The organism is Pilosibacter sp. NGB245 (genome assembly GCF_057397225.1).
The window spans coordinates 989,105-1,013,688 of sequence record NZ_CM171584.1; the positions used below are offsets into that span (position 1 = coordinate 989,105).

Annotated in this window: 20 protein-coding genes and 1 tRNA gene; 17 read left to right on the plus strand and 4 right to left on the minus strand. The window is 49.8% G+C overall.

Translation table 11 applies throughout. From position 1 onward, the window contains the following. The first annotated feature begins 81 nt into the window (after nucleotides 1-81). The gene (gene uvrB, locus ACXMYH_RS04355; RefSeq protein ID WP_329751608.1) at nucleotides 82-2,073 is read left to right on the plus strand and encodes an excinuclease ABC subunit UvrB; all 1,992 of its coding nucleotides are present in this window, start codon (nucleotides 82-84) and stop codon (nucleotides 2,071-2,073) included. 269 nt (nucleotides 2,074-2,342) lie between these two features. On the opposite strand, the gene ACXMYH_RS04360 is transcribed toward uvrB, so the two are convergent. Further along, on the minus strand, nucleotides 2,343-3,968 hold the full coding sequence (locus ACXMYH_RS04360) for an IS1182 family transposase (protein ID WP_486554761.1): 1,626 nt from the start codon (nucleotides 3,966-3,968) through the stop codon (nucleotides 2,343-2,345). A gap of 243 nt (nucleotides 3,969-4,211) precedes the next feature. Between ACXMYH_RS04360 and ACXMYH_RS04365 the strand changes: the two genes are divergently transcribed. The 4 genes from ACXMYH_RS04365 (at nucleotide 4,212) to ACXMYH_RS04380 (ending at nucleotide 7,849) form a co-directional block, all read left to right on the plus strand. Further along, nucleotides 4,212-4,442, plus strand: coding sequence for a FeoA family protein (locus ACXMYH_RS04365; protein ID WP_118298846.1), 231 nt, complete (start codon nucleotides 4,212-4,214; stop codon nucleotides 4,440-4,442). After that, on the plus strand, nucleotides 4,439-6,433 hold the full coding sequence (gene feoB / locus ACXMYH_RS04370) for a ferrous iron transport protein B (RefSeq protein WP_118529364.1): 1,995 nt from the start codon (nucleotides 4,439-4,441) through the stop codon (nucleotides 6,431-6,433). The genes ACXMYH_RS04365 and feoB overlap by 4 nt, the downstream gene beginning before the upstream one ends. Nucleotides 6,434-6,629: 196 nt before the next feature. Continuing rightward, complete coding sequence (locus tag ACXMYH_RS04375; protein ID WP_118529365.1) at nucleotides 6,630-7,406, plus strand: threonine/serine exporter family protein; 777 nt, start codon at nucleotides 6,630-6,632, stop codon at nucleotides 7,404-7,406. Then, nucleotides 7,403-7,849 carry a threonine/serine exporter family protein gene (locus ACXMYH_RS04380; RefSeq protein ID WP_118298788.1) on the plus strand — a complete coding sequence of 149 codons (447 nt, stop codon included), beginning with the start codon at nucleotides 7,403-7,405 and terminating at the stop codon, nucleotides 7,847-7,849. The genes ACXMYH_RS04375 and ACXMYH_RS04380 overlap by 4 nt, the downstream gene beginning before the upstream one ends. A 48-nt stretch (nucleotides 7,850-7,897) precedes the next feature. On the opposite strand, the gene ACXMYH_RS04385 is transcribed toward ACXMYH_RS04380, so the two are convergent. Further along, nucleotides 7,898-8,824 (minus strand): DUF5688 family protein, encoded by a 927-nt coding sequence (locus tag ACXMYH_RS04385; protein WP_486555596.1) that lies wholly within the window; start codon nucleotides 8,822-8,824, stop codon nucleotides 7,898-7,900. A gap of 579 nt (nucleotides 8,825-9,403) precedes the next feature. Here ACXMYH_RS04385 and ACXMYH_RS04390 point away from each other — a divergent pair. Continuing rightward, nucleotides 9,404-9,742 (plus strand): cupin domain-containing protein, encoded by a 339-nt coding sequence (locus ACXMYH_RS04390; RefSeq protein WP_118529594.1) that lies wholly within the window; start codon nucleotides 9,404-9,406, stop codon nucleotides 9,740-9,742. A gap of 161 nt (nucleotides 9,743-9,903) precedes the next feature. On the opposite strand, the gene queA is transcribed toward ACXMYH_RS04390, so the two are convergent. Beyond that, complete coding sequence (gene queA / locus ACXMYH_RS04395) at nucleotides 9,904-10,929, minus strand: tRNA preQ1(34) S-adenosylmethionine ribosyltransferase-isomerase QueA (protein ID WP_118529368.1); 1,026 nt, start codon at nucleotides 10,927-10,929, stop codon at nucleotides 9,904-9,906. A 230-nt stretch (nucleotides 10,930-11,159) separates the two neighbouring features. On the opposite strand from queA, the gene ACXMYH_RS04400 reads away from it, so the two are divergent. The 5 genes from ACXMYH_RS04400 (at nucleotide 11,160) to metA (ending at nucleotide 16,075) form a co-directional block, all read left to right on the plus strand. After that, nucleotides 11,160-11,741: a cysteine peptidase family C39 domain-containing protein gene (locus tag ACXMYH_RS04400; RefSeq protein WP_117503506.1), complete on the plus strand. Its 582-nt coding sequence runs from the start codon at nucleotides 11,160-11,162 to the stop codon at nucleotides 11,739-11,741. 221 nt (nucleotides 11,742-11,962) lie between these two features. Next, nucleotides 11,963-12,034 (plus strand) — tRNA-Arg (locus ACXMYH_RS04405). A 171-nt stretch (nucleotides 12,035-12,205) separates the two neighbouring features. Continuing rightward, nucleotides 12,206-13,219, plus strand: coding sequence for a pseudouridine synthase (locus tag ACXMYH_RS04410; RefSeq protein WP_486555597.1), 1,014 nt, complete (start codon nucleotides 12,206-12,208; stop codon nucleotides 13,217-13,219). Continuing rightward, nucleotides 13,195-15,165 (plus strand): NAD-dependent DNA ligase LigA, encoded by a 1,971-nt coding sequence (gene ligA, locus ACXMYH_RS04415; protein WP_486555598.1) that lies wholly within the window; start codon nucleotides 13,195-13,197, stop codon nucleotides 15,163-15,165. Before ACXMYH_RS04410 ends, ligA begins: the two co-directional genes overlap by 25 nt. Further along, complete coding sequence (gene metA / locus ACXMYH_RS04420; protein ID WP_118529376.1) at nucleotides 15,155-16,075, plus strand: homoserine O-acetyltransferase MetA; 921 nt, start codon at nucleotides 15,155-15,157, stop codon at nucleotides 16,073-16,075. The genes ligA and metA overlap by 11 nt, the downstream gene beginning before the upstream one ends. 185 nt (nucleotides 16,076-16,260) lie before the next feature. Here the strand turns inward: metA and ACXMYH_RS04425 are convergent, their stop codons facing one another. Next, entirely contained in the window at nucleotides 16,261-17,274 is a 1,014-nt protein-coding gene (locus tag ACXMYH_RS04425) for an asparaginase (protein ID WP_118529377.1), read from the minus strand. A gap of 94 nt (nucleotides 17,275-17,368) precedes the next feature. Between ACXMYH_RS04425 and ACXMYH_RS04430 the strand changes: the two genes are divergently transcribed. The 6 genes from ACXMYH_RS04430 (at nucleotide 17,369) to ACXMYH_RS04455 (ending at nucleotide 24,476) form a co-directional block, all read left to right on the plus strand. Then, a complete protein-coding gene (locus tag ACXMYH_RS04430) occupies nucleotides 17,369-17,548 on the plus strand; it encodes a DUF4250 domain-containing protein (RefSeq protein WP_118604958.1) in 180 nt (59 codons plus the stop codon). A 210-nt stretch (nucleotides 17,549-17,758) separates the two neighbouring features. Next, complete coding sequence (locus tag ACXMYH_RS04435; RefSeq protein ID WP_329751604.1) at nucleotides 17,759-18,190, plus strand: putative ABC transporter permease; 432 nt, start codon at nucleotides 17,759-17,761, stop codon at nucleotides 18,188-18,190. A 343-nt stretch (nucleotides 18,191-18,533) separates the two neighbouring features. After that, entirely contained in the window at nucleotides 18,534-19,274 is a 741-nt protein-coding gene (locus ACXMYH_RS04440; protein WP_405580477.1) for a lysophospholipid acyltransferase family protein, read from the plus strand. 118 nt (nucleotides 19,275-19,392) lie between these two features. After that, complete coding sequence (gene pheA / locus ACXMYH_RS04445) at nucleotides 19,393-20,529, plus strand: prephenate dehydratase (RefSeq protein ID WP_118298552.1); 1,137 nt, start codon at nucleotides 19,393-19,395, stop codon at nucleotides 20,527-20,529. A gap of 53 nt (nucleotides 20,530-20,582) precedes the next feature. Further along, the gene (locus ACXMYH_RS04450) at nucleotides 20,583-22,148 is read left to right on the plus strand and encodes a Ppx/GppA phosphatase family protein (protein ID WP_118529595.1); all 1,566 of its coding nucleotides are present in this window, start codon (nucleotides 20,583-20,585) and stop codon (nucleotides 22,146-22,148) included. A 129-nt stretch (nucleotides 22,149-22,277) separates the two neighbouring features. After that, the gene (locus ACXMYH_RS04455; RefSeq protein WP_118321548.1) at nucleotides 22,278-24,476 is read left to right on the plus strand and encodes an RNA degradosome polyphosphate kinase; all 2,199 of its coding nucleotides are present in this window, start codon (nucleotides 22,278-22,280) and stop codon (nucleotides 24,474-24,476) included. Nucleotides 24,477-24,584 lie beyond the last annotated feature (108 nt).

Here is a 24,584-nt window from a genome sequence, read left to right on the forward strand (position 1 = left end):
AATTCCAGGATGCGAGACCGGAATAATATGAAAGAAGCATGAAACTAAAAAAGATGAAATAGACCGAATCAGGAGGAAACCATGGATCATTTTGAACTTGTATCAGAATATCAGCCGACCGGTGACCAGCCGCAGGCAATCGAACAGCTGGTAAAAGGCTTCAGGGAAGGCAATCAGTTTGAGACACTGCTCGGTGTGACTGGATCCGGTAAAACATTTACGATGGCGAACGTGATCCAGCAGTTGAATAAACCAACACTTGTGATCGCGCACAATAAGACGCTGGCAGCACAGCTTTATTCGGAGATGAAGGAGTTTTTCCCAAATAATGCGGTGGAATATTTTGTATCCTATTACGACTACTATCAGCCGGAGGCCTATGTGCCGTCGACGGATACTTATATTGAAAAGGACTCCGCGATCAACGATGAGATCGATAAGCTGCGTCATTCTGCGACAGCGGCCCTTTCTGAGCGGAATGATGTGATCATTGTAGCTTCGGTATCGTGTATCTATGGTCTGGGAAGCCCGATCGATTATAAGAACATGGTGATCTCGCTGCGCCCTGGAATGGAAAAAGACAGAGATGAAGTGATCCACAAACTGATCGATATCCAGTATACAAGAAATGAGATGGATTTTAAACGAGGAAGTTTCCGTGTGCGAGGAGATGTGCTGGAAGTATTTCCGGCATACTCCGGAAGTGAGGCGTACAGGATCGAGTTCTTCGGGGACGAGGTGGACCGGATCATAGAGATCGAGGCGCTGACCGGAGAGGTGAAGGCACAGTTGGAACATGTGGCGATCTTCCCGGCATCCCACTATGTCGTTCCGAAGGAAAAGATGATGCGTGCGACTGAGAATATTCTTGCAGAGATGAAGGAGCAGGTAACCTTCTTTAAAAGTGAGGATAAGCTTCTGGAGGCACAGAGGATCGCTGAGCGGACAAACTTTGACGTGGAGATGATGAGGGAGACTGGATTCTGCTCCGGGATCGAGAACTATTCCCGCCATCTCGTGGGTTCCGCACCGGGGCAGCCGCCGTGCACGCTGCTCGACTATTTTCCGGATGATTTTCTGATCATCGTGGACGAGTCCCATATTACGCTTCCGCAGGTCCGCGGCATGTATTTTGGTGACCGATCGCGAAAAAAGACACTGGTGGATTATGGCTTCCGTCTGCCGTCCGCACTTGATAACCGTCCGCTGAATTTTGAGGAGTTTGAGACACATATCAACCAGATGATGTTCGTGTCGGCGACGCCGTCCACTTATGAGGCGGAACATGAACTCCTGCGTGCGGAGCAGATCATCCGCCCGACAGGGCTTCTGGACCCGGAAATCTCTGTCCGTCCGGTGGAAGGACAGATCGATGATCTGGTGGGCGAGATCAATAAAGAAGTGGAAAAGCACAATAAAGTTCTCATCACGACGCTCACAAAGCGTATGGCGGAGGACCTGACGGATTATATCAGGGAAGCCGGAATTCGTGTAAAATATCTGCACTCGGATATTGATACGCTGGAGCGTGCGGAGATCATCCGGGATATGCGTCTGGACGTCTTTGATGTCCTTGTTGGAATTAACCTTCTCAGAGAGGGACTCGATATCCCGGAGATCACGCTTGTTGCGATCCTGGATGCGGATAAAGAAGGATTTCTTCGTTCAGAGACATCCCTGATCCAGACGATCGGGCGTGCGGCCAGAAACGCGGAAGGTCATGTCATCATGTATGCAGATACGATCACAGATTCCATGCGGGCCGCCATCGACGAGACGAATCGCCGCCGGGAGATCCAGCAGAAGTACAATGAGGAACATGGAATTACCCCGCAGACGATCAAAAAAGCAGTCCGTGATCTGATCGCGATTTCAAAGGCAGTCAGCGCGAATGAGGAAGAATTTAAGAAAGATCCGGAGTCTATGGATGCAAGGGAACTGGAGAAACTTGTAAAGGAACTTACAAAGAAGATGCGCCAGGCGGCAGCGGAACTGAACTTTGAGGAAGCAGCTAAGCTGCGTGACCGGATGAAGGAAGTGAAACAGATGCTGCTGGAACTGGAGGATCATTAGAACGCACAGCAGGAAGAAGAAATATTTTGTATTCCGGGGAAATGTTGTGGAAGGATTTTACAGACGAAGGTATGTGACTGCTATAAAAAAGGAAAAAGGGGGCTGTCGCATTAGCAAATATTTTTTGCTGGGCGGCAGCCCTGCTTTATGCCCAAATGGCATCGAAATCGGTCACGTTTTCGATGCCATTCTTTATAAACGCAGTTCATTCCCAGGCATCCCTTTCGGCATGCCTTATTTCAGGCTGTTTTGTTTTCAACTATCAAAATCTATGCCCTTTTTAATGGAAAAAGATAACTTCCCGTTCTTCCGGTCTGAATCTTGCAATGAAGCTTATTGATATTTCGTCCCATCGCCAGAAGGATGCTCTCTGCCAGTGCATTTGCCTTTCCACGATACAGATATCTTCGAAAATTCATGTCCTCTTTTACGTCAGCAAAAGAACCTTCTGCCTGAATACTGCGATTCATACGGAGCATCGTTCCATACTCACTTGTGATCCGTTCCAGATCTTCTGCGCGTTTCTGGCTCATTGTTTTTGAAACCATCAGCACTTTATTGCGCTTTTCCATAGGTGTTTTGCAGTTGTTTCCCTTGATACATTCCGTTTTATAAGGACAACCAGTGCAGTCTGGGCTTCTGTAATAAGTTTTTACACTGACATATCCGCTAGTTGTTTTACTTCTGCGTTCATTTGTGACAGTTAGTTCCCTTCCGTTGAGGCAGATGTAGCTGTCTCTGTCTGCATGGTACTCCATGTTTTCCCTTCTACTGATGTCTTTTTTGTATTTTCGGGTCTTCGAAATCTCATAGTTCTGCGGCTTTATATAGGCGGTCTGTCCGTTTTCCTCAATGAAAAGATAGTTCTCTTCACTTTCGTACCCGGCATCTGCAACGACTTCTGAATACTTAAATCCCAGGTGATTCTCCATGTCTTTCAAAAACGGGATCAGGGTACGTGTATCGGTAGGGTGCGGGCTGATATCGATCCATGTGATGTATTCGGAATCCACTCCATGCTGAATGTTATAAGCAGGCTTTAACTGTCCATTCAGCATCGCGTCCTCTTTCATTCTCATGAAGGTTGCGTCAGGGTCTGTTTTGGAATAGCTGTTTCTATCCCCAAGCGTATACAGCTTTTTTGTATATTCCTTTAGTTTCTCCAGATATTGATCCAGCTGTTCCAGAGATTTCTGTAATTGTGTTTTTCTACGCCCGATTCCATGTACAAACACAATTCCCTCCTGCACTTTTATGCGGCACAACTGCTTCTTTAACCGTTTTAATGTGTGGATGGATATCCGGTCATGGTATACGGTCCTGATTCCATAGAGTTCTTCGCATTCAGCCACAAAAGAAGATAGTTTTGTGTATAACCGGGCCTGATTTTTCGTAATAGCCCGTTTCCATACAAAGGTATATTTATTGGCTGCAGACTCGATCTTGGTGCCATCAATAAAAATGGTCTTTCCTGAGATCTCACCAAGAAGATAGAGCAGATCTGACATTTGGGCAAGCAGTACCTTTGCACAAGCCGAAAAATGCAGGGAGATAAAACGCGCGATCGTTGCATGGTCAGGAGCCGGCATTCCTTCCAGGAGGTACATAAAGTTGATATCCCGTTTGCATGCCTTTTGGATATCCCTGCTTGAGTAGATTCGATTCATTGCTGCATAGATGACGAGTTTCAGCATCTGACGCGGCGTTGCCTGATTTTTTCTGATCCTGCTGTAAGTTTTATACAGTTCAGAAAGGTCCATTTCCTCCACAAAGGCACTTACCAGACGAACCGGATCATCAGATGGAATAGAAATCTCTAAATCCAGCGGAAGTTTGATTTGATAATACAGAGAAAAAGAGGTATAATCTCTCTGTATTATTTTGTTTAGTCGCATAAACTGATTATACCACGAACGCCGGGCTTTTCGAAGCTCGGCGTTTTGTGTTGGAAATATGAAATGAGCTGCCGCACGTTAGTGCGACAGCCCCTTTTTGATATGTGCACACATGCCTTTGTCCGCACCGGGCGGACGAATGTACCGGAGTACGATTATTGACAATTATTCTCAATAAGAATACAATATTTCCAGATGACAGGAAGACTGCTATCGACTATGATAATGAAGGATGAACACAGGATGAAACTTTATGAAGGAAAGATTGGCACAACGTACCTGGTCGAATCGGTTCATGTGGAAGATGCGATCAACCGGCGTCTGGAGGCGCTGGGTGTAAATGAGAATACTCCTCTTCTTGTGATGAACAAGAAAAACAGCGGAACGATGATCATCAAAGTCCGCGGAACCCGTCTGGCGCTTGGAAGGCGGATCACAGGCGGGATCGAAGTTAAAGAGGAGGCGGCATCATGAGTGGAACAGAAAGACCGATCAATGTCTGTTTTGTGGGAAACCCGAACTGCGGAAAGACAACCTTGTTCAATGCATTTACCGGTGCAAAATTAAAAGTGGCAAACTGGCCCGGCGTTACGGTAGAGCGGGTGGAAGGAGAGACGAGCTATAAGGGCAGAAAGATCCATGTGATCGATACGCCGGGTATCTACAGCCTGACTTCCTATACAATGGAAGAACTCGTCACAAGGCGCTGTATCGAGGAGGACGATGTGGATGTGATCATCAACGTCGTTGACGCGTCCTCACTGGAACGAAATCTGTATCTGACGCTGCAGCTTCTGGAATTAAAGAAACCAGTAATTCTGGCACTCAACATGATGGATATCATCGAAGAGCGCGGAATGGAGATCGATCTTCACCGTCTCCCGGAGATGCTGGGCTCGATCCCGGTCGTTCCGGTATCAGCGAGAAAGAGGACAGGACTCGATGTTCTGATGCATGCAGTGGTACATCATTATGAGGAAGGACCGCAGGGGGTGATCGTTCACTATGACAGGACGATCGAAGACCGGATCCAGAGAGTAGAGGATCTTCTCCGTGAAAAATATCCGGACCTGACGAACCTTCGCTGGCATGCGATCAAGATGCTCGAGTACGATAAGGAGGTCATGAAGGACCATCCGATCGAATTTGAGAGTATCGTTCCGGAAACTCTGGAAAAAGAGATCATCAATGAAAAGTATGACTATGTGGAATCGGTTGTCAACGAATGTCTCTTTAACAAAGAAGAAAAATCACAGATGACGGATCGGGTGGATCGTCTTTTGACGCATCCGGTTCTTGGAATTCCGGTATTTTTCGGGATCATGGCACTTGTATTTTTCCTGACGTTTACCGTCGGAGATTTCCTGAAAGGTTACTTTGAACAGGGACTGGAACTTTTATCGTCGAGTGTACTTTCAGGGCTGCAGGCTGCGGGTGCCTCCGACTGGGTGATCTCCCTTGTTGTTGATGGTGCACTTGCTGGAGTCGGAGGAATCCTGACATTTCTGCCGAATATTTTTATTCTTTTTCTCGCACTTGCATTCCTTGAGGACAGCGGATATATGGCGAGAGTGGCATATGTCATGAATGAGACGATGGGAATGGTCGGACTTTCCGGTCGTGCGTTCCTTCCGATGCTGTTAGGATTTGGCTGTACGGTTCCGGCAGTCATGGCGACAAGAGCGTTGGAAAACCAGAGAGACCGTTTAAAGACGATCCTCATCACGCCATTTATGTCATGTTCAGCAAGGCTGACGATCTATGTACTCCTTGCTGATATGTTTTTTCCGAAGTCGGCGATGTTAGTGGCATATTCCCTGTACCTTGTCGGAGTTGCGATGGCGATCATCATTGCGCTGATCGTACATAAAACGACAGACAGCAAGACGGAAAATGCCCTTTTGATCGAGCTTCCGGAATACAAGATCCCGAACTTGAGAACTGTAGCGATCTACGTATGGGAGAAAGTAAAGGATTATCTGACAAAGGCAGGAACAACGATCTTTCTCGCATCGATCATTTTATGGTTTGTCATGAATGTGGGACCGACCGGATTCATCACAAACGTTGCGGACAGCTTTGCTGCAAAATTCGGTCAGATCCTGGTGCCGGTATTAAAACCGGTCGGACTCGGAAGCTGGCAGATCGCGGTAGCGCTGATCTCAGGAATTTCCGCTAAGGAGGTTGTTGTTTCAAGTATGTCCGTACTCTACGGGATCACAAACATCAACTCGGCAGCAGGAATGGCAGAACTTTCCGGAATCCTTGGGGGAACGGGATTCACGGCTGTCAACGCGTATGCACTGATGGTATTCTGCCTTCTCTATACACCGTGTATCGCCACGATCGCCACGATCAAACGTGAGACACAGTCCTGGAAATGGACCCTGGGGATGGTCGTATTCCAGCTGGTACTCGCCTGGATGGCGGCATTTGTCGTATTCCAGATCGGAAGCCGTCTGTGATCTTTGACAGAGCAAAAATATTGAGAAGCTCCCATCTTCTGACGAGCACTCAAAGGAAGCAGTCATTAGAAGAATAAGTGGGTGAAAAGAGAACAGTGCAACAAATCACGGTCAGGTTTGCGCTGATATGTCAGACTCTGTGAAATTACTGACCGTGGATCGGAACAAGAATCTGAAGGGGTAAAAGGGGTAACAGATGAACGAAAAAACTTTGCTTGAGGCCGTGGTGCTGGCAGGTGAGCTCATGCTTGTCAGCGGCGCGGAGATCTACAGAGTGGAAGATACTATGAACCATATGTTGAAACGCTCCGAGTATGAGCAGACGGAGACGATCGTATATGGAACAGGAATCTTTGTCACGTTAAGCGATCCGAATAAGGAACCGCTGACCCGGGTCAAACGTGTCGCGGACCGGTGTACAAGTATCAACCGGATCTGTCTGGTGAATGATGTGTCGCGCCATTTCTGTGAGGGAAAGATCACCGTGGAGGAGGCGCTGAGACAGCTGCGTGAGATCCAGTCACCGAAGACGATCCAGTATGACTGGCTGACACAGGGACTGGGGTACGTTGGGGTTTCGGCGTTTTTTGCCCCCATGTTCGGCGGATCCTTTGGAGACTTTCTGGCATCGATCGTAGTCGGTGTCTGCCTTGCGGTCGCGGCCTGGATCGGAAAGGCGCTGAAATTCAACGATTTCTGTTTTAATGCCTTTGGCGCCTTTGTGCTGGCATTTTCAGCCATGACGGTCTGTCATTCCTATCCGGGGCTGAATTCTGATACGATCATTGTCAGCGCTGTTATGCCTCTTGTCCCCGGGGTGACGTTTACGACGGCGATTCGTGATACATTGAACGGCGATTATGCTGCCGGTTCTGCGCGGATCCTCGAGGCGATCGTTGTGGGACTTGCGGTAGCATTTGGAGTCGGAGCAGGACTTGTCGCTGCACGCAGTCTGGAAGGAGGACTTTTATGATCATACAGGTATTCAGTGCGTTCTGGGCGATCGCGATGTTCTCGATCCTGACGGAAACTCCAAAGCGATTTTTACCATATGCCGCATTTTCCGGCGGTTTCGCCTGGTGGGCGTATTTGGTGATCAATAACCTGACACATTCCACTCTTCAGGCAACGTTTTTTTCGATCCTTGCAATGGCATTTTTAAGTCATATCCTGGCAAGGATCAAGAAAGCTCCGGTGACGGTTTTCCTGATCGCGGGAATCCTTCCGACAGTTCCGGGAGCAGGGATTTACCGGACTGTATATTATCTGATCCAGGGAGATCAGGCGCTTTCCACGCATTACCTGATCTCAACACTTCATACCGCAGGAGCGATCGCCCTGGCGATCTTTATTACAGATTCTGTCGTAAATCTCGTACATCTCTATCATGAAGGAAGTCATGCGAGAAGAAATTAGGCGGTGAGCTTGTTGGAAGCTTTGTGGGAGGCGTGCGGCAGGCGGGATCTACAAAAGAGCTTCGGAGTTGTCAGCGTAGATCTCCATCCGGTCGGTTTCTCTGCGGTAGCGGTACAGATGGTCAGAGAGAAAGTCTTCCGGCAGGATCGACTCGCGGTTGACATTCTGGATCGTATTGCAGAAGACATGGTAATCACGTTCCGTAAAAGCTTCAGAATCAGCAATGATCAGGACCTCGTGGATGCTGGAGGGAAGGATGAGAAGATCTTTCCCAAACGCATCCGCGAGGTCTTTTAATTTGTCCGGATAGAGTACGCAGGCGGCTCCGTGGTGAGCGGAACTGTTGGTAAGGACATAGAGCGTCGGAACCGGGCAGTCTTCCGGAACAAAATCGATGGAACCGGGGAAGTATTCCTCGATCACTGTCTCAAGGCGCCGGAAATTTGCCGGATAGATTCGGGGAGTATTTTCCGCTGCAAGCGAAAAAAGATCTTCCGGCGTCAAGTTCCAGGACGCGGACACCACGTTTGTGATGACGGAGCTGATCTGAGTTTCCCCTTCAGATTCTATGACCAGGGAGAAGATGACCGCGAGATCAAGGCAGGGGATCCAGGGAATCGTCTTTAAAAGTTCCTCGTTTTTATCCTGGGCGACGAGACGACAGGTGATCCGGTCCCGGAAATCTTCAAAATGGTTCAGGGAAGTTAGACCCGCCACGGAGAGCGGAAGTTCCGTATCAGTGATCGATACCATGTAATCGCAGAGCTCGGACATAGAATGTCCTTTTTCAAACTGTTCGTACAGCATCTCAAGGGAGAGCACGGGAGAGCAGTGTTTTCCTGCTTTTAAGAGAGCCAGGGAGTCGAGGACGACCCCGTTGTTTTTCAGAACGTGTTCCCGGTGAATGGAATAGCCGGTGTCAAGCATGTTAAAAAGCTCTTCCTGCAGTGCAGCACAGAATTCTTCGTAGTTCATTGTAATACCTCCTGATGTGTTTTCAGATTCATAGATTTGATATTTGTGACGTGTAAGAATAGAATGTGTGTAACGATCCAGCCGGACGGATCCAGGGGATGAAGCTGGTCCCGGAGTTTACAGGTTGGTGGCCAGACATCGGGAAGAAGCTGCCGATGGAAATTTCTGTAAGGAAAGGATTGGACCGTTACGGATGTAAAACAAGTGAAAACACGCTTCGCGAGTTTTCACTTGTTATCGCGACAGTCGCCAAGGTCTCGCGTAAGCGCGGACTTTGGCTCGTTGTTCGCGTAAATAAAAGGATAGGTGTATTCTATCGAAATCCAGTTCGAAAATCAATCGTGATGATTCACAAGAATTGCCCCCTGAAATTGACACTCGGACGAAAAAATGTTGTATTTACAACATACAAAAGGAAGATATCGTGGTAAAATAGCAATAATATAATCCCAGGGGGCAAAAGTTAGAACTCTGATGCAAGTCTGCCCACAGAAAGATCTTTGCCCCTGGAATCCGGCAAGACTGATCCAGTTTAAGAGACGGATCATGGTAAGATCCGGACGGAAAGGAAAAAGAAAAATGGCTTTTATCAAAAATATCGACCATGAAAAAGTTTTAAACCTTGCTTCTCAGATCACAGCAGCACCGGGACAGATCGTCAGCAAGACACTTGCCCAGAATAAGGCAGTTAGTCTGACATTGTTTGCGTTCTCCAAAGGTGAGGAGATCAGCACGCACGATTCTACCGGCGATGCGATGGTTCATGTGATCGAAGGCGTCGGTCAGTTCACCGTAGACGGTGTGGAACATATCTGCAAAGCCGGAGATGTTCTCGTTATGCCGGCGAAGAAACCGCATGCAGTGTTTGCAAAAGAAGATTTCAAGATGCTGCTTACTGTGGTATTTCCGTTGGATTGATCGTTATTCTGGATTCTCTGGAAAAAGGATGTGCTCTGACAGAGCCGGGTGCCCTGCAGCAGGAGAGCAGGAAAATTTTCCGGAGAACAAAAAAGGTTGCTGTAACCCAAAAAGATCCCTGTGTGATCGGAAAGTCACACAGGGATCTTTGACATCATTGGTCAATGAATAAACATTGCATCTCCGAAACTGAAGAAACGATACCGTTCTTTGATCGCTTCCTGGTACGCATTCAGGATATGCTCGCGTCCTGCGAGAGCGGATACGAGCATAACAAGCGTGGACTCCGGAAGATGGAAGTTTGTGATCAGGCAGTCCAGGATCTTAAACTTGTATCCCGGGTAGATGAAGATCTCGGTCCAGCCGCTTCCAGCCTTTAAGATCCCGTCATCGCCGGTTGCAGATTCCAGGGTACGGCAGCTTGTGGTTCCAACGCAGATCACACGTCCGCCGTCTGCCTTGGTATCGTTGATCTTCTTTGCCTCGGACTCCTCTACGATATAGAATTCAGAGTGCATGTGATGATCTTCGATGGTATCGACCTTTACCGGGCGGAAGGTTCCGAGACCCACGTGAAGTGTTACATGAGCGATCTTAACTCCCATGTCCTCGATCTCCTGTAAAAGCTCCTTTGTGAAATGCAGACCGGCTGTCGGGGCGGCTGCGGAGCCCTCATGCTTCGCGTATACAGTCTGATAGCGGTTCTTATCTTTTAACTGGTGCGTGATGTACGGGGGGAGCGGCATCTGGCCAAGCTTATCGAGGATCTCCTCGAAGATCCCGTCATATTCAAACTGGATCAAGCGGTTCCCTTCATCGACGACATCGATGACTTTTCCTTTTAAAAGTCCGTCACCGAAGGATACTTCTGCACCGACCTTCATCTTTTTACCTGGCTTTACAAGAGTTTCCCAGACATTGTCGGATTTTCTCTTTAAAAGAAGAACTTCGATTCCGGCATCTGTTCCGACCTTATGTCCCATGAGACGCGCCGGGATAACTTTTGTATCGTTGATAACAAGGCAGTCGCCCTTTTTCAGGTAATGCAGAATATCGCGGAAATGACGGTGTTCCATTTCTCCGGTCTTTTTATCTAATACAAGCAGCCGGGAAGCAGAACGGTCCTCAAGCGGATCCTGTGCGATCAGTTCCGGCGGCAGTTCAAAGTTAAAATCTGTTACATTCATTTCTCTATCTCCTGTCTGGCATCTTTATCAAAAAGTTCCATGCCATTGTAGCAGAATCGGGAAGAAAAATCAATGAGGCGCGAAGGAATATGGGGAAAATCGGTGATCATCTGCAAAAGGCTCGGACATCAGCCGGGAAATAAAAATATATCTTGTTGTTTTAAGGTTATGGTGGTACGATAGGAAAATCAAAAGCATGGTGCATGCGGCAATCGGAAGGAGCAGTTGTAATGAAATATATCAATCAGTTAGAACACAGAGATATCCCCTATGAACATAATTTGGACCACGGCGGAGTGCCGGAGGAGAAGCGGAATGTGGCTGCAGCAGGCTGCGGACCGAGCTGTCTGTGCATGATGGTGGATGCGCTGACTCTGTCAACCTATGAACTCACAGACTGCCTGAAATTATCCAATGAGGTTGGCGCGAACCGTGAGATCGGAACGAGCCTGAAGATCCTGGGCCCCGTCGTTGCGGAAAGGTTTAACCTGAATTATGGGGAAACGAGTGATCTGAATGAACTGAAGGCGCACCTGGCAAAAGGCGGACTCGCCATCGCAAATTCCGGCGGAGACCGGGAAGGGTATACCGGGGTGTTCACTCATGGAGGACATTACATCCTCGTTGTATCGGCCGATGACAATGAGGCGTGCATTCTGGATCCGTCCTATAAAGAAGGAAAATATGAGGAGCCGGGCAGGGATGGAAAAGCGAGAGCCGTAGATGGCTTTGTTTACTGCAGCCTGAAAGTTCTTGCAGAGGACTGCGCAAACCGTACTCCGTCCTACTATCTGTTTTCAAGAAAGCATTAAAAATATGAAAAGCGCGGCAGCCGGGAAATGGAAAAGCAGTGCACCTGGAACTGCCGCGCATTCATGCGAAGATGCAGATCATCGTAAGCGACCGCGCGGGACTCCGGAAGGTGCCAGGACGCATGCATCCTTAGTTTAGAAAAATTGAGTGAAAAAATATACAAAAAAATAATTCTCATCCCCTTGCATGAATCAAAAAATTATTGTATACTATTAGAGATGCATCTGTAGCTCAGTGGATAGAGCAGTGGCCTCCGGAGCCGCGTGCGTAGGTTCGATTCCTATCAGATGCATTTTCTGATGTCCTGGGATACCGGGGCAGTGAGACAGGAAAGCGTCTGCCAGATCTGGGAAATGTCCCGGACTGACAGGCGTTTTTTTCTTGCATTCGCCCCTCAGAAACGATATAATGGGCGAAAGGATAAATTTTGGATCATAAATTATGAATAAAAGGGAGAAGTAGATTGGAAGGAACGATTCGTTTAAATAAATATCTGAGTGATGCAGGCGTCTGCTCGAGAAGAGAGGCAGACCGGCTTGTGGAGAATGGAAAAGTCATGGTGGATGGTGAAGTTGCTGTGATGGGAATGCAGATCCGCCCGGGACAGAAGGTGGTCTGTGACGGAAAGCCGGTGGGAGAGAGGGAAAAACCGGTATTCCTGATCGTAAATAAGCCCCGTGGGATCGTCTGCACGACTTCGGATAAGGATCATGCAGAAAATATCGTCGAGTTTTTAAACTATCCCCAGAGGATCTATCCGGTCGGACGTCTTGATAAGGATTCCGAGGGACTTCTCCTGATGACAAATCAGGGAGATATCGTCAACAAGATCCTGCGCGGCGGAAATGCGCATGAAAAAGAGTACGCGGTGGCTGTCGATCATCCGGTGACGGAAGAATTTTTAAAGCAGATGTGCGAAGGCGTCCGCATTGAGGATCTCGACGTGACGACAAAGCCATGCCGCGCGTGGAAGACCGGAAGCCACACGTTCCATATCGTCCTGACGCAGGGATTAAACCGACAGATCCGCCGGATGTGCCGTGCGCTCGATTATCATGTGATGAATCTGAAACGCGTGCGTATCATGAACATCCAGCTGGGTACATTAAAGCGCGGGGAGTACCGGGAGCTGACGGAAAAAGAGCTGAGCGATCTGATGAAACTGGTGGAAGGTTCGACGAATCTTCCGGCGAGAGAAGCTGCGAAGATCGGAAAACTGGTGGATCCGGCAAAAGCGGCCGGAAAAACAGCCCGCTCCGGATATCAGGGAAAGAAGAACGACAGGAAACCGTTTGTAAAAAATGGTGAGAGAAAGCCGTTCGAGAAGAAGAGCGGAACCGGAAAGGTCTGGAGAAATGTCCGCGAGGACAGCGAAAAGAAGCCGGAAAAGAAAGCCCCCGCATCCCCGGAAAGCTGGAAACCGGGTGCGCCGGAGCGCAAGGAGCATAAAATATGGACGACAAGATCAAGAGGATGAAGGAGCTGATCCCGCTTCTCTCTGAGGCATCGAAAGCCTATTATCAGGAGAGCCGCGAGATCATGAGCAACTTCGAATATGACAGGCTTTACGACGAACTCCTGAAACTGGAACAGGAGACAGGGACGGTGTTTGCCGGAAGTCCGACCCAGAAAGTCGGATATGAAGTCTTAAGTGAACTTCCGAAAGAGCGCCATGAGCGGCCGATGCTTTCTCTGAATAAGACGAAAAGCGTTGACGAGCTCCGGGAATGGCTCGGCGGACAGAAAGGACTTTTGTCCTGGAAGATGGACGGGCTGACTGTGGTCCTGACATATGAGGACGGGGTCCTTGCGAAGGCGGTCACACGCGGAAACGGCGAGATCGGCGAGGTGATCACGCCGAATGCCCGGACGTTTATCAATATTCCGACCTCGATCCCGTATAAGGGTCAGCTGATCCTGCGCGGGGAAGCGGTCATCAGCTATTCAGATTTTGAAAAGTTAAACGATTCCATCGCAGATGTGGATGCGAAGTACAAGAATCCGCGAAATCTCTGCAGCGGTTCCGTGCGCCAGCTGAACAGTGAGATCACGGCATCCAGAAACGTCCGTTTTATGGCGTTTGCACTGGTGCGGGCGGAGGGCGTTGACTTTAAAAATTCGAGAAAAGAGCAGTTTTTGTGGCTCTCCGGCCTGGGATTTGAGACGGTCGAGTTCGTGGAGGTGACGGCAGAGACACTCTCCGATGCAGTCCGCGGATTTGCGGAGAAGATCGAACATTACGATATCCCGTCGGATGGTCTTGTACTGCTTTATGATGATATCGCCTATGGACAGTCGCTTGGGCGGACGGCGAAATTCCCGAGGGATTCCATCGCTTTCAAATGGGCGGACGAGATCCAGGAGACAACGCTTTCCTACATCGAGTGGAGTGCGTCGAGAACAGGACTCATCAATCCGGTCGCCGTGTTCGAACCGGTGGAGCTTGAGGGAACGACGGTGAGCCGCGCCAGTGTCCATAACATCAGTATCATGGAAAGACTGGAGCTGGGGGCCGGGGACAGGATTACGGTCTACAAGGCGAACATGATCATCCCACAGATCTCGGACAACCTGACAAGAAGCGGCGTCCGTGATATCCCGAAGATCTGTCCGGTCTGCGGCGGGGCGACGGAGATCCGCAGTGTGAATGATGTGAAGTCCCTCTACTGCACAAATCCGGAGTGTCAGGCGAAAAAGATCAAGAGCTTTGACCTGTTTGTGAGCAGGGATGCGCTGAATATCGACGGACTTTCCGAGATGACGCTGGAGAAGTTTATCGCAGCGGGATTCATCCATGAATTCGATGATATCTTCCATCTGGACCGTCACCGCGATGCCATCGTGACGATGGAGGGATTCGGGGAGAAATCCTATGAGAATCTTATTCAGGCGGCGAAGACTGCGTCCCATACGACGCTGCCGCGGCTGATCTTTGGACTCGGGATCGCGGGGATCGGTCTTGCGAATGCGAAAGTGATCTGCCGCCATTTCGATTTTGACCTGAACGCCATGCGCGGGGCCGACGCGGAGGAGCTTTGCTCCATCGACGGGATCGGCGGTGTGCTCGCGGATGCGTGGGTGAAGTACTTTAAGAATGATAAGAACAATGAGATACTGGATCATCTGCTGGCGGATCTGACTTTTGAAAATGAAGTGAGAAATGAGGAACAGACGCTGGCCGGAAAGACTTTCGTGATCACAGGCTCCGTTGAACATTTTGCGAACCGCAAGGAACTGCAGGAGAAGATCGAGTCTCTCGGCGGAAAAGCCGCAGGCTCCGTGTCTGCGAAGACCAGTTATCTGATCAATAATGATGTGACATCCAATTCGTCAAAGAATAAGAAGGCAAGAGAACTTGGCATTCCGATCCTTTCCGAAGAGGATTTCCTGAAGATGATAGGAGAGGAAAAAAATGCCGATTAAAATACAGAATGGATTGCCGGCAAGAGCGATCCTTGAGAGTGAGAACGTATTTATCATGGATGAGGATCGTGCCCAGAGCCAGGATATCCGTCCGCTGGAGATCCTGATCTTAAACCTCATGCCGTTAAAGGAGGACACTGAGACACAGCTTCTCAGAGCGCTGTCCAACACCCCGTTGCAGGTGGAATGTACGTACATGACGATGTCGACCCATGAGTCGACGCATACCTCCGCGAGCCACTTAAATAAATTCTATGTGACTTTCCCGGAGATCCGCAAGAAACATTTCGATGGAATGATCATCACCGGAGCACCGGTGGAACTGATGGAGTATGAGGAGGTCAACTACTGGCCGGAGCTGACGCAGATCATGGAGTGGAGCAAGACGCATGTGACCTCCACGATGCATCTCTGCTGGGGCGCGCAGGCGGGCTTATATTATCATTACGGAATCCCGAAGCACCTGATGAAAAAGAAGCTTTCCGGTATCTTTACCCAGAAGGCGCTGGACAAGCGGGTTCCGCTCCTGAGAAGTTTTGATGATTACTTCAAGTGCCCGCATTCCCGTTACACGGAAGTCCGCGAGGAGGATATCTTAAAGCATCCGGAACTCCGGATCCTCGCGAAATCCGACGAGGCAGGCGTATTCCTCGTGATGAACCAGGACGGCAGCCAGATCTTCGTCCAGGGCCATCCGGAGTACGACCGCATGACCTTAAACAATGAGTATCACCGTGACCTCAACAAAGGTCTGAATCCGGCACTTCCGCTCCACTACTACGAGCACGACGATCCGTTCTCGGTTCCGCCGCTCCTGTGGAGAAATATGGCGAACACGCTGTATACGAACTGGCTGAATTATTATGTTTACCAGGTTACTCCGTATACGTTGGCGGAGGATGCGGAATAAAACACAGAAGCACCTTAATTTTATGAGGATGATAGGATGTTTTGCCCCAGATTGGGGTATAAGAGGCTGTAAGAAATTCAAAGATATTGAACGGGAAGAGAAAGTGATAAGTGAAGGGCATATCGGATGGGAGAAAATCCTGTCCGATATGCCCTTTTAAAATACATTTTTAAAGTCACGGTAATCTACCGTCTCCCTGTATTCCACAAAATATCATGGTTGATCGTCTCGTAGAACATTTCGCGGACTTTGTCGTGGTCTTTTGTCTGGCCGAGGATCCACATGAGTTTGGTGACGGTGGCTTCCAGGGTCATATCGTAGGATTCGATGAGACCGAAGGCGTTTTTGATCTTCTGGCCGACTTCGTAGACAGACATGTTGCTGCCTTCCTGGGTGACCTGGGTGGTCATGACAATGACTTTTCCCATGGAGATCCATTTTTCGATGGAGCTGTAGAAATCGCCGGATTCATAGGACGGAAGACCGCCGACGCCGAAGGATTCGATGACGACTGCGTCGTAATGCTCTGCCATATAGTCGAGCAGGCTGGAGTCCATGGACGGGATCAGCTTTAAGAGGCTGACCTGGCTGTCCATCTCGTGGTAGAAGCGGACGCTCTCGCGGTCCTGCCATTTATCGTCGATATAGTATAAAATGTGCTCGTCCTGGATCACGGCGAGATACGGGAAATTGATGCTGGAGAACGCGTTGTAGCTCTTGCTGCGCTCTTTCTTTCCGCGGGTTCCGGCGATCACTTTTCCGTCAAATACGATCGTAACGCCGTGAGCACGGTCGGAAGCGGCAAATCGCAGGCTGTCTAAAAGGTTGGTCCTCGCATCCGTCACATCAAGGTCGATCGGCTTCTGGGCGCCTGTGATGACGATCGGCTTGCTGGAGTGCTGGACGAGGTAGGACATGGCGGCAGCCGTATACGCCATCGTATCCGTTCCGTGGCAGATCACGAAGCCGTCGTAATTGTCGTAATTCTCTTCCAGAACCTGAGCAAGCTTCAGCCAGTGCTTCGGGTGCATATTTGTGCTGTCAATGTTTAAGACCTGGATGGTCTCCACCTCACAGAATTTTTTTGCATCCGGTACATAAGACAACAGTTCATCACCGGTAAGAAGCGGTGTCAGACCGTTTTCTCCTCTCTTGCAGGCGATGGTTCCTCCTGTTCCGAGCAGCAGAAGATGTTTCATATTTTAAAAATCCCCTTTCGTTTGCAATCATCTCACATATGGGTTATAGTATAACACAGGAGGAATCAGAAAGTAAAGGAAGGAGAAGAGTCAGATGGCAAATATTCCAAAAGATCCCGTGATGCTCTTGAGTTACCTGAACACCCAGCTGCGGGACTTTTATCCGGACATGGATGAGCTCTGCCGGGCTCTCGATCTGGACCGGAAGACGGTGGACGAGGCGATGGCGTCGATCGATTACGCATATGACAGCGCGAAAAACCAGTATGTGTGAGAAACCAGCAGGAAGATGAACCGCAGGCGGGAAAAGCGTCAGCATCGGCAAACTTTCACTCCGGAAAATTCTGCCTGTGAAAAGCAACAGACAATCTGCATAGTCCATATTTAAATCACCAATACTGATTCCATGAATAAATGGAATCAGAAATGCCGGAGAAAACCGAAAAAAATAGGGAGATCCCGGACAGGGATCCGGAGAAAATATGTGGAGAATTTTATCATCTGCGGGCTGACCGGATGGGGACTCGAGATCCTGCTCACATCCGCGGAGAGTCTTGCGGCCGGGGACTGGAAAATGATGGGAAGAACATCCCTCTACATGTTTCCGATCTATGGGCTGGGAGTGCTGCTTGGACCGATCGGAAGAGGAGTGGACGCGTGGATCGGGGACTTCGGGGAAATCTCTGTGCGGGACTGGATCATTCGCCATGGGATCCTTGATATGGTGCTGATCTTTCTGACGGAGTATCTCACCGGATCACTTTTAAGAAGATTCGGGATCTGCCCATGGGACTATACCGGAAGAATGCTTCAGATCAACGGGGTGATCCGCCTGGACTTCGCTCCGTTCTGGTTCGGGACCGGTCTCCTGTTTGAGTATCTGACAGGCCGGAAGACAAAAAGCCCGTTGCCGTAGGGGCTGTGTGCCAGTGGCACACGTTCAGCACCGGCCGAAGTGTACGGAACAGTTACAATTTGAGATGGATTTGAGATGGATTTCACCTGTATTTGAGTTGCAAATGAAGGTCATATTCGGTATAATAAATCCATATGAACCTCAACACAGTAACTCTTTAAAGTGTACGAAAAAAAGGGAGTCCCGGATAAAAGAATGTGCCCGGGAATGTGACCCGGAACACACGCCGTTCTGTGTGAACGTCCGCGGAATTTCCGGGGCGCGCAAAAGACAGAAAAGAGTAAGAAACAAGAGACAGCCGCGGAAAATGACGGCTGTGATCAGACAAGGGAGGTTTGTACTTATGATTCGATTGATTATGGTCCTGGTCGTTCTGGTCGGATTTCTGATCGTCAGTTATCCGTTCCTGGTGGCCCAGGTTTCACTTGGAAAAAAAGATCCGCATGCGAGAGATCTGGAGTCGATCCGGGTTGTCCGGGCAGTGTTCCGGTGTCTGTTAAAGCTTGCGGGTGTGACGATCACCGTAAAGGGTGAGGAGAATATTCCAAAGGACACAGCAGTCCTCTATGTGGGAAACCACAGAAGCTATTTTGACATTCTGACCGGTTATACGACGGTTCCGACGCTGCTCGGATTTGTGGCGAAAAAGGAGATGGAGAAGATCCCGATCCTCAGAACCTGGATGGCCAACGTGAACTGTCTCTTCCTGGACAGAAAAAATATCAAGGAAGGTTTAAAGACGATCCTTCAGGGGATCGAGAAGGTGAAAAATGGTATCTCCATCTGGATCTTCCCGGAAGGAACGAGAAATACGAACGAAGATATCACGGAGCTTCTTCCGTTTAAAGAGGGAAGCCTGAAGATCGCGGAAAAATCCGGCTGTCCGGTGATCCCGGTGGCGATGACAGGTACTGCGGAAGTTCTGGAAAAGCATTTTCCGTTCATCACTCCGTCCCATATCACCGTTTATTACGGAAAACCGATCAATATTAAAGAGCTGGATCCGGAAGACAGGAAACATCCGGGTGCATATACGAGAAATGTGCTGATCGGGATGCTGAAGGAGATGCAGGAAGAAAAGTGATAAAAGACCATACCGGTCGATCACTTCACAAATTCCGGAAGAAAAAGAGCGGATCACGTTTAAGGAAAAAAGGGTCCGCGTGCTGTAAAATGACAGAAAGCAGAGGCAATAGAAATACATGAAGAATCTTGACTTAAAAGAATGCAGGGACAAGCTGGATGTGATCGATAAAGAGATCGTCCGCCTGTTTGAAGAGCGCATGTCCGTCTGCGGAGATGTTGCAGAATATAAGATCGGAACGGGAAAAGCCGTTTATGATGCGACGAGAGAGGCGCAGAAGATCGCGGCAGTCCAGGATCTGGCGCACAGCGATTTTAACAGAGAGGCAGTGAAGGAGATCTTCTCCCAGCTGATGTCGATCAGCCGCCGGTATCAGTATGGTCTGTTATCCGCCCATGGAATGGGAATGGATACCGGTTTTTCCGAGGTAGAAGAGATCGCCAAAAAAGGAAAACGGATCGTATTCCAGGGCGTTGAGGGCGCATACAGCCATGCAGCGGCCAAAGCATACTTTGGTGAGGATGCGGATCTCTACCATGTTCCGGAGTTTGAAGATACCATGAAGGAGGTCGAGGAAGGACGCGCCGATTACGCGGTACTCCCGATCGAAAATTCCACGGCCGGTTTCGTGATCAACAATTATGACCTGCTCTTAAAATATAAGAATTACATAGTAGGCGAGATCTATGTTCCGGTTGCCCACATGCTTCTCGGCGTTCCGGGTGCAAAGCTCTCCGATATCAAGACAGTCTATTCCCACGCCCAGGCGCTGGCCCAGAGCTCTGATTTCCTCTCCGCCCATAAGGAATGGAAACAGATCGCAGTCTTAAACACAGCCGTTGCCGCGAAGAAGGTCATGGAGGAGCAGGATCCGTCCCAGGCAGCTGTTGCGAGCCGCACTGCGGGGGAACTCTACGGAATGGAGGTCCTCGCGGAGGAGGTCAATAACGTAAAGGGAAATACGACACGCTTCCTGATCCTCGGGAAAGAGCCGGTCTACGCAAAGAAAGCCGGAAAGATCAGTGTGGCGTTTGAGATTCCGCACAAGAGCGGATCTCTTTACAACATTCTCGGAAACTTCATCTTCAACAATGTCAATATGATGATGATCGAGTCCAGACCGATCCCGGAGAAGAGCTTTGAATATCGTTTCTTCGTGGATTTTGAAGGAAATTTAAGCGACGCGGGAGTCCGCAACGCCCTGACGGGGATCGCGGCGGAAGCTTCCGTCATGAGAATTTTAGGAAATTATTGATGAAAGACGGTCCGGTATTTTCCGGACCGATTCTTATAAGAGGAGGAAAAGCTATGGCAGCCCTTACATTTGCAGCCATCGATGTGGGATCGTTTGAGGTTGAGATGGGGATCTATGAGATCTCAAACAGGAACAGGATCCGGAAACTGGACCATATCCGCCATGTCACGGCGCTTGGGAGCGATACTTACAACAACGGAAAGATCAGCTATGAGATGGTGGAAGAGCTCTGCGATGTACTTGCGGGGTTTGCCGGGATCATGAAATCCTACAAGGTCACGGAATACCGTGCCTATGCGACGAGTGCGATGCGTGAGGCGAGAAACAACCGGATCGTTCTCGATCAGATCCGCGTCCGCACCGGCATCCAGGTCCGTATCATCAGCAACTCGGAGCAGCGATTCCTGGGATACAAGGCGATCGCCGTCTCGGATGATGAGTTTGATGAGAATATCCAGCAGGGGACCGCGATCGTGGATGTGGGATTTGGAAGCATGCAGATCTCGCTTTTCGACAGGAACCTTCTTGTGACCACGGAAAATCTGCCGCTCGGTGTTTTGAGGATCCGCGGCACTCTTCAGGACGTCAATACGACGGTGGAGCAGTACCGGGATCTCATCGGAGAGATGGTGGACAATGAGCTGGAAAACTATAAAAAGATGTACCTGAAGGATAAGAAGATCAAACATCTGATCGGGATCGGAGAAAATATCCTCTATCTGTTCCGGTATGAGGATCACGGAAAACCGCTCCGCAGAGTCACGAGAGAGCGCTTTGACGAGTTCTATGCGCGCCTTGTCACGATGAATGAGACACAGATCGAGGAGGCATTCGGTGTGAGCCGGGAGTATGCATCTCTGCTTCTTCCGTGCGTGGTGATCTATAAAAAGTTCCTTGAGATGACAGGAGCGGAGATGATCTGGATCCCGGGGATCCGCCTCTGCGACGGGATCGCGGCCGAGTACGCGGCGGACAAGAAACTCTTGAAATTCCGGCACAATTTTGACAATGACATCATCAGCACCTCGCGCACGATGGCGAAGCGCTACCAGTGCATGAGCCGTCATACGGAGACAGTGGAAAAATATGTGCTCCAGATCTTTGACACGATGCGGAGATACCATGGAATGGGGCAGAGAGAGCGGCTTCTGTTACAGATTGCCGTGCTGATCCACGCCTGCGGAAAATTTATCAGCGTCCGCAACTCCAACGAGTGCGCCTACAATATCATCATGTCGACGGAGATCATCGGGATCTCGCACCTGGAACGTGAGATCATCGCAAATGTGGTCCGCTACAACATCCGGGATTTCGATTACAACATGGTCCGGATGGAGACCGAGCTGGACGCTGTGACAGACAGCTTCGGCGGGCAGAATGAGGTCATGCTCCTGATCGCGAAGCTGACGGCGATCCTGCGTCTGGCAAATTCCATGGACCGCGGCCACGGGGACAAACTTGCTGACTGCAAGATGGCAGTAAAAGATGGAAAGCTCATGATCACGACGGATTATCCGGGCGATATCACGCTGGAGGCGGTATCCTTTGAACAGAAGGCGGCATTCTTCGAGGAGATCTTCGGGATCCGGCCGGTCCTGCGGCATAAAAAATACAGCTAGATGCCGGAGTGCAGACAGGGATATTGCTGCGAAACACGATGAATTCAGGATGTGAAAGGGTGTCCGGAGCCGGTTTTCGTCTGCGCACAGCGTGAACCGTGGACCGGCCGGATACAGGAAGGCAGAGAAATGAAAAAAGAGTTAAAAAAGGGGAATGCTCAGAAAGAACGGAAGGAGCAGGATCCGGCACGCTTCAATGATCCGAAAAATTATGTAAACCGAGAACTCAGCTGGCTGGAATTTGACTGCCGTGTTCTCGAAGAGGCAAGAGATAAGACGACACCGCTCTTTGACCGGCTGAAATTCTTAAGCATCACGGCATCGAACCTGGATGAGTTTTTCATGGTCCGGGTCGCATCCTTAAAGGATATGGTCCATGCGGGATATAAAAAGCCGGATATCGCGGGGATGACCGCGTCGGAGCAGCTGGAAAAGATCAGTGTGCGGACCCATGAGCTTGTCACTCAGCAGTACAACACATATAACCGGTCGCTGCTCCCGGCTCTTCGGAGCATCGGACTGAACCTCATCGAGAATCACGAGGACCTGACCCCGGAGCAGGGCGAATTTGTGGACCGCTATTTCCGTGAGGAGGTCTATCCGGTCCTGACACCGATGGCGGTGGATTCCTCAAGACCGTTTCCGCTTGTCAGAAACAAGTCCCTGAATATTGCGGCGCTCTTAAAGAAAAAAGAGGGCGGCAAGGAGCTGGAGTTCGCGATGGTGCAGGTCCCGGCTGTCCTTCCGAGGATCATCAGCCTCCCGGTGACGACCGATGAGAACAATCGTGAGATGCGGAATGTGATCTTCCTGGAGGAGATCATCGAGCGGAACATGCAGCAGCTGTTCTTAAACTATGATATCGTGACGTCCCATCCGTTCCGTATCATGAGAAACGCCGATTTCTCCCTGGACGAGGAGGAAGCTGTGGATCTTCTCGAGGAGATCGAAAAGCAGTTAAAGCGCAGACAGTGGGGCGAAGTCATCCGTCTGGAGATCGAGGACAAGGCGGACCAGAGACTTTTAAAGATCTTAAAGAGAGAGCTGGAGGTCAACGAGGAAGACATCTTTGAGATCCCGGGTGCGCTCGACCTGACGGTCCTGATGAAAATGTACGGGCTTGACGGGTACGACCACTTAAAGACCCCGAAATATACGCCGCAGCCGGTTCCGGCTCTGATGAATGACGATGATATCTTTACGAACATCCGGAAGGGCGATATCCTTCTGATGCATCCGTATGAGACTTTTGATCCTGTCGTGGACTTCGTGCGGAGCGCGGCAAAGGATCCGGAAGTTCTGGCGATCAAGCAGACGTTATACCGTGTCAGCGGCAACTCCCCGATCATCGCGGCTCTGGCGGCGGCAGCCGAGAACGGAAAGCAGGTATCGGTTCTCGTCGAGCTGAAGGCGAGATTTGACGAGGAGAACAACATCATCTGGGCGAAAAAGCTGGAAAAAGCCGGATGTCATGTTATTTACGGACTCGTCGGCTTAAAGACGCACTCAAAGATCACACTCGTGGTCCGCAGGGAGGAAGACGGGATCCGGAGATATGTCCATCTTGGAACCGGAAACTACAACGATTCCACTGCAAAACTTTACACAGACTGCGGAATCATGACCTGCAATCCGATGATCGGAGAGGATGCGACTGCGGTCTTCAACATGCTCTCCGGATATTCCGAGCCGTTAAACTGGAACATGCTTTCGGTTGCCCCGCTGTGGCTCAGAACGAAATTCCTGCATCTAATCAACCGGGAGACGAAGCATGCAAAAGACGGAAAGCCGGCATCGATCATCGCGAAGATGAATTCCCTCTGTGACAAGGAGATCATCGCCGCGCTGTATGAGGCGTCCTGCGCAGGGGTGAAGATCCGCCTGGTTGTCCGCGGCATCTGCTGTCTGAAGGCGGGGATCCCGGGACTTTCCGAGAACATTGAGGTCCGCTCGATCGTCGGAGAATTCCTCGAACATGCGAGGATCTTTATCTTTGAGAACGACGGAAGTGAAGAGATCTACATGGGAAGTGCCGACTGGATGCCGAGAAACCTGGACCGCCGTGTCGAGATTATGTTCCCGGTATTGAGAGAGGAACTCAAAGACAGGATTCGCAGATATATGGAGCTGGAGCTGGAGGACAACTTAAAGGCCCATGTGCTTCAGCCGGACGGGACATATGAAAAGCCGGATCGCCGAGGAAAACTTCCGGTCGGCTCCCAGATGGCACTCTGCGAGATGGCAGTCAATGCTGCGAAAGAGGAGCGGAAGAAAAAACAGCAGGACGAACAGGCCCGCGTGTTTATTCCGATCGAGAGTGAAAACTGATCCGCGAGCGGCTGTAAAGCCGGCAGCAGAAGTGCAGCTCCGTGACTGACAGAGAAAAATCAAAAAGTTTATAAAATTTTTATTAGCACTCATCAAAAATGAGTGCTA

Bases quoted from the DNA above. Each gene is read 5' to 3' on its own strand.
- uvrB (WP_329751608.1), top strand. From the start codon at position 82: ATGGATCATTTTGAACTTGTATCAGAATATCAGCCGACCGGTGACCAG.
- ACXMYH_RS04360 (WP_486554761.1), bottom strand. From the start codon at position 3,968: ATGCGACTAAACAAAATAATACAGAGAGATTATACCTCTTTTTCTCTG.
- metA (WP_118529376.1), top strand. From the start codon at position 15,155: ATGCCGATTAAAATACAGAATGGATTGCCGGCAAGAGCGATCCTTGAG.
- ACXMYH_RS04380 (WP_118298788.1), top strand. From the start codon at position 7,403: ATGATCATACAGGTATTCAGTGCGTTCTGGGCGATCGCGATGTTCTCG.
- ACXMYH_RS04450 (WP_118529595.1), top strand. From the start codon at position 20,583: ATGGCAGCCCTTACATTTGCAGCCATCGATGTGGGATCGTTTGAGGTT.
- ACXMYH_RS04455 (WP_118321548.1), top strand. From the start codon at position 22,278: ATGAAAAAAGAGTTAAAAAAGGGGAATGCTCAGAAAGAACGGAAGGAG.
- ACXMYH_RS04425 (WP_118529377.1), bottom strand. From the start codon at position 17,274: ATGAAACATCTTCTGCTGCTCGGAACAGGAGGAACCATCGCCTGCAAG.
- ACXMYH_RS04430 (WP_118604958.1), top strand. From the start codon at position 17,369: ATGGCAAATATTCCAAAAGATCCCGTGATGCTCTTGAGTTACCTGAAC.
- ACXMYH_RS04375 (WP_118529365.1), top strand. From the start codon at position 6,630: ATGAACGAAAAAACTTTGCTTGAGGCCGTGGTGCTGGCAGGTGAGCTC.
- queA (WP_118529368.1), bottom strand. From the start codon at position 10,929: ATGAATGTAACAGATTTTAACTTTGAACTGCCGCCGGAACTGATCGCA.
- ACXMYH_RS04440 (WP_405580477.1), top strand. From the start codon at position 18,534: ATGATTCGATTGATTATGGTCCTGGTCGTTCTGGTCGGATTTCTGATC.
- ACXMYH_RS04390 (WP_118529594.1), top strand. From the start codon at position 9,404: ATGGCTTTTATCAAAAATATCGACCATGAAAAAGTTTTAAACCTTGCT.
- ACXMYH_RS04385 (WP_486555596.1), bottom strand. From the start codon at position 8,824: ATGAACTACGAAGAATTCTGTGCTGCACTGCAGGAAGAGCTTTTTAAC.
- feoB (WP_118529364.1), top strand. From the start codon at position 4,439: ATGAGTGGAACAGAAAGACCGATCAATGTCTGTTTTGTGGGAAACCCG.
- ACXMYH_RS04365 (WP_118298846.1), top strand. From the start codon at position 4,212: ATGAAACTTTATGAAGGAAAGATTGGCACAACGTACCTGGTCGAATCG.
- ligA (WP_486555598.1), top strand. From the start codon at position 13,195: ATGGACGACAAGATCAAGAGGATGAAGGAGCTGATCCCGCTTCTCTCT.
- pheA (WP_118298552.1), top strand. From the start codon at position 19,393: ATGAAGAATCTTGACTTAAAAGAATGCAGGGACAAGCTGGATGTGATC.
- ACXMYH_RS04400 (WP_117503506.1), top strand. From the start codon at position 11,160: ATGAAATATATCAATCAGTTAGAACACAGAGATATCCCCTATGAACAT.